2 protein-coding genes and 1 pseudogene are annotated in these 3,845 nt (G+C 68.8%); all 3 read right to left on the bottom strand.

Annotated features, from left to right (window positions below; translation table 11 throughout):
* The coding region (gene atpD / locus VG296_RS06015) for a F0F1 ATP synthase subunit beta (RefSeq protein ID WP_325563931.1) at positions 1 to 1,364 on the bottom strand (1,364 nt) is incomplete at its 3' end.
* An 8-nt stretch (positions 1,365 to 1,372) separates the two neighbouring features.
* Positions 1,373 to 2,278: a F0F1 ATP synthase subunit gamma gene (locus tag VG296_RS06010; protein ID WP_325563929.1), complete on the bottom strand. Its 906-nt coding sequence runs from the start codon at positions 2,276 to 2,278 to the stop codon at positions 1,373 to 1,375.
* 154 nt (positions 2,279 to 2,432) lie between these two features.
* A pseudogene (atpA, locus tag VG296_RS06005) lies at positions 2,433 to 3,845 on the bottom strand (F0F1 ATP synthase subunit alpha); the annotation flags it as partial.

The following is a 3,845-nucleotide window of genomic DNA, read 5'->3' as shown; positions in this document are numbered from 1 at the left end:
CCCTCGGTGATGGCCTCGAACGAGGCGATCGTCTCGCTCAGCGGGACGAAGATGCCCGGCTGCCCGGTGAACTGCTGGGCGACGAACATCGGGTGCGACAGGAAGCGCTCGATCCGCCGCGCCCGCTGCACCGTGACCTTGTCCTCCTCGGACAGCTCGTCGATGCCGAGCAGCGCGATGATGTCCTGCAGCTCGTTGTACCGCTGCAGGATCCGCTGCACCTCGCGGGCCACGTCGTAGTGCTCCTGGCCGATGTACTTGGCGTCCAGGATCCGCGAGGTGGAGTCGAGCGGGTCCACCGCCGGGAAGATCCCCTTCTCGGTGATGGCCCGGGACAGCGTGGTGGTCGCGTCGAGGTGCGCGAACACCGTGTGCGGCGCCGGGTCGGTGATGTCGTCGGCAGGCACGAAGATGGCCTGCATCGAGGTGATGGAGTGACCGCGGGTGGAGGTGATCCGCTCTTGCAACTGGCCCATCTCGTCGGCCAGCGTGGGCTGGTAGCCCACGGCCGAGGGCATCCGGCCGAGCAGCGTGGAGACCTCGCTGCCCGCCTGCTCGAAGCGGAAGATGTTGTCGATGAACAGCAGCACGTCCTGCTGCTGCACGTCGCGGAAGTACTCGGCCATGGTCAGCGCGGCCAGGCCGACCCGCAGCCGGGTGCCCGGCGGCTCGTCCATCTGGCCGAACACCAGCGCGGTGTCCTTGAGGACGTTCGACTCCGTCATCTCGATGAACAGGTCATTGCCCTCACGGGTGCGCTCACCCACGCCGGCGAACACCGACACGCCGCTGAAGTTCCTGGCGACCCGGGTGATCATCTCCTGGATCAGCACGGTCTTGCCGACGCCGGCGCCGCCGAACAGGCCGATCTTCCCGCCCTTCACGTACGGGGTCAGCAGGTCGATGACCTTGATGCCGGTCTCCAGGATCTCGGTCCTGGGCTCGAGCTGGTCGAACGGCGGCGCGTCCCGGTGGATCGGCCAGCGCTCGGTGACCTCGAGGGACGAGGTCGGCACGTCCAGCGTCTCGCCGAGCACGTTGAACACGTGGCCCTTGGTCACCTCTCCGACCGGGACCGAGATCGCCTCGCCCGTGTCGGTCACGACCGCGCCGCGGACCAGGCCGTCAGTCTGCTGCATCGAGATCGTCCGGACCACGTTGTCGCCGACGTGCTGGGCGACCTCCAGGGTCAGCGTGCTCACCTCGTCGTTCAGGGTCACGTCCACGTGCAGCGCGTTATAGATGTCGGGCATCGTCTCGGCGGAGAACTCGACGTCCACGACCGGGCCGATCACCCGGGCGACACGTCCGGTGCCGCCCGCGGCGGCGTCCTCGGAGACGGTGTTCTCGGTGGTTGCGGTCATGTTGACTCTCACTCACTTCCGGCAAGCTCTTCGGACAGCGCGTTGGCGCCGCCGACGATCTCGCTGATTTCCTGGGTGATCTCGGCCTGACGCGCCTTGTTGGCTTCCAGTGTCAGCGCGTCGATCAGGTCTCTGGCATTGTCGGTCGCGGACTTCATGGCGCGGCGCCTGGACGCGATCTCGGCCGCCGCGGATTCGAGCAGTGCCTGGTATAGCCGGTTCTCTATGTACCAGGGCAGGAGCGCGTCGAGCACCGCCTCGGGGGACGGCTCGAACTCATACAGCGGCAGCGGGCCCTCGGGCGGCTGCTCGGTGGTTTCCTCGATCTCCAGCGGCAGGATCCGCCGGACGGCCGGCTGCTGGGTGAGCATCGACACGAACTCCGTGTACACCAGGTAGATCTCGTCCAGCCCGCCCTCGTCGGCGGTGAAATCCTCGAGCAGCCGCGCCGCCATCTCGCTGGCATCGGAGAACTGGGGGGCTTCGGAGAACCCGCTCCACTCGGCGGCGATCTCGCGCTGGCGGAACCGGTGCCAGACGATGCCCTTGCGGCCGGCCACGTACGGCAGCGCCTCGACTCCCCGGCCGGAAAGCGTCGCGGCCAGCGACTGGGCCTCGCGCAGCACGTTGGCGTTGTACCCGCCGGCGAAGCCGCGGTCGCTGGTGATGATGACCACCGCCGCCCGGGACGGCTCCTTCGGCTCGGTGATCAGCGGATGGTCGACCTGCCGCGACCCGCTGACGACCGCCTCGACCGCGCGGGTGAGCTCGCGCGAGTACGGAGCCGCCTCGCGCACCCGCTGCTGGGCCCTGATGATCCGCGATGACGCGATCAGCTCCTGGGCACGAGTGATCTTGGCGGTGGACTGCACCGTCCGGATCCGCCGCCGGACGGCGCGAAGCTGTGCTCCCATGGCCTGTTACCTCAGCCCTGCCGCTCGCTCACTGACCGTCCGGTGCCGCCGAGGCGCGCTCGGCTTCCGGCCGCTGCGCAGACTCCGGCATGACGTCGGACCCCGTCCGGTCCTGCGACCGGGTGGTGTCGTCGGTCTCCCGGGTCCGCCGGCTGACCTTCTCCTGGCCCGGCTCGCCGTCCAGGGGCTCCGCGGGCTCGTCCTTCACCAGCAGCTCGCCGTCGCTGGTCTCGAAGACCTTCTTGAACTCCTCGATCGCGTCCTTCAGGGCCGTGACCGTGTCGTCGGACAGCTCGGCGGTCTCCCTGATCGCGTCGAAGATTCCCGAGCTGATGCGCTGCAGGTGATCGAGGAACTCCGCCTCGAAGCGCCCCACGTCCTCCACCGGCACGTCGTCGAGATACCCGTTGGCGCCAGCCCAGATCGAGACCACCTGCCGCTCCACCGGGTACGGGCTGTACTGCGGCTGCTTGAGCAGCTCGACCAGCCGGGCGCCCCGGTCCAGCTGAGCGCGGGACGCGGCGTCGAGGTCGGACGCGAACGAGGCGAACGCCTCCAGGTCCCGGTACTGGGACAGGGCGAGCTTGAGGCCTCCGGCGACCTTCCGCATCGCCCTGATCTGCGCGTCGCCGCCCACCCGGGACACCGACCGGCCGACGTTGATGGCCGGCCGGACACCGGAGTTGAACAGGTCGGTCTCGAGAAAGATCTGGCCGTCGGTGATCGAGATGACGTTGGTCGGGATGTAGGCCGAGATGTCGTTGGCCTTGGTCTCGATCACCGGCAGGCCGGTCATCGAGCCTGCTCCCAGGTCGTCGGACAGCTTGGCGCAGCGCTCGAGCAGCCGGGAGTGCAGGTAGAACACGTCGCCGGGGTAGGCCTCGCGGCCCGGCGGGCGGCGCAGCAGCAGCGAGACCGCGCGGTACGCCTCGGCCTGCTTGGACAGGTCGTCGAAGACGATCAGGACGTGCTGGCCGCGGTACATCCAGTGCTGGCCGATCGCCGACCCGGTGTAGGGCGCGATGTACTTGAAGCCGGCCGGGTCGGACGCGGGAGCGGCCACGATCGTGGTGTAGTCCATCGCGCCGTTGTCCTCGAGGTCCTGCCGTACCTGCGCGGTCGTCGTGCCCTTCTGGCCGATCGCCACGTAGATACACTTGACCTGCCGGGACGGGTCGCCGGATTCCCAGTTGGCCCGCTGGTTGATGATGGTGTCGATGCCGATCGCGGTCTTGCCGGTCTGCCGGTCGCCGATGATCAGCTCGCGCTGGCCGCGGCCGACGGGAGTGATCGCGTCGATCGCCTTGATGCCGGTCTGCAGCGGCTCATGCACCTTCTGCCGCTGCACCACGGACGGCGCCTGCACCTCGAGCTGGCGCAGCTCGGTGCCGGCGATCTCGCCCTTGCCGTCCATCGGGACGCCGAGCGGGTCAACGACGCGGCCGAGGAAGCCGTCCCCGACCGGAACCGACAGCACCTCGCCGCTGCGGCGGACCTGCTGGCCTTCCTCGATCTTGCTGAAGTCACCGAGGATGACCACGCCGATCTCGCGGACGTCCAGGTTGAG

The sequence above is a fragment of the Actinospica sp. genome (assembly GCF_035552695.1).
Taxonomy (GTDB): domain Bacteria; phylum Actinomycetota; class Actinomycetes; order Streptomycetales; family Catenulisporaceae; genus Actinospica.
This window is presented reverse-complemented; position numbering and strand designations above follow the sequence as displayed.

Excerpts from the sequence above, each read along its gene's own strand:
- VG296_RS06010 (WP_325563929.1), bottom strand. The coding sequence starts at position 2,278 with ATGGGAGCACAGCTTCGCGCCGTCCGGCGGCGGATCCGGACGGTGCAG.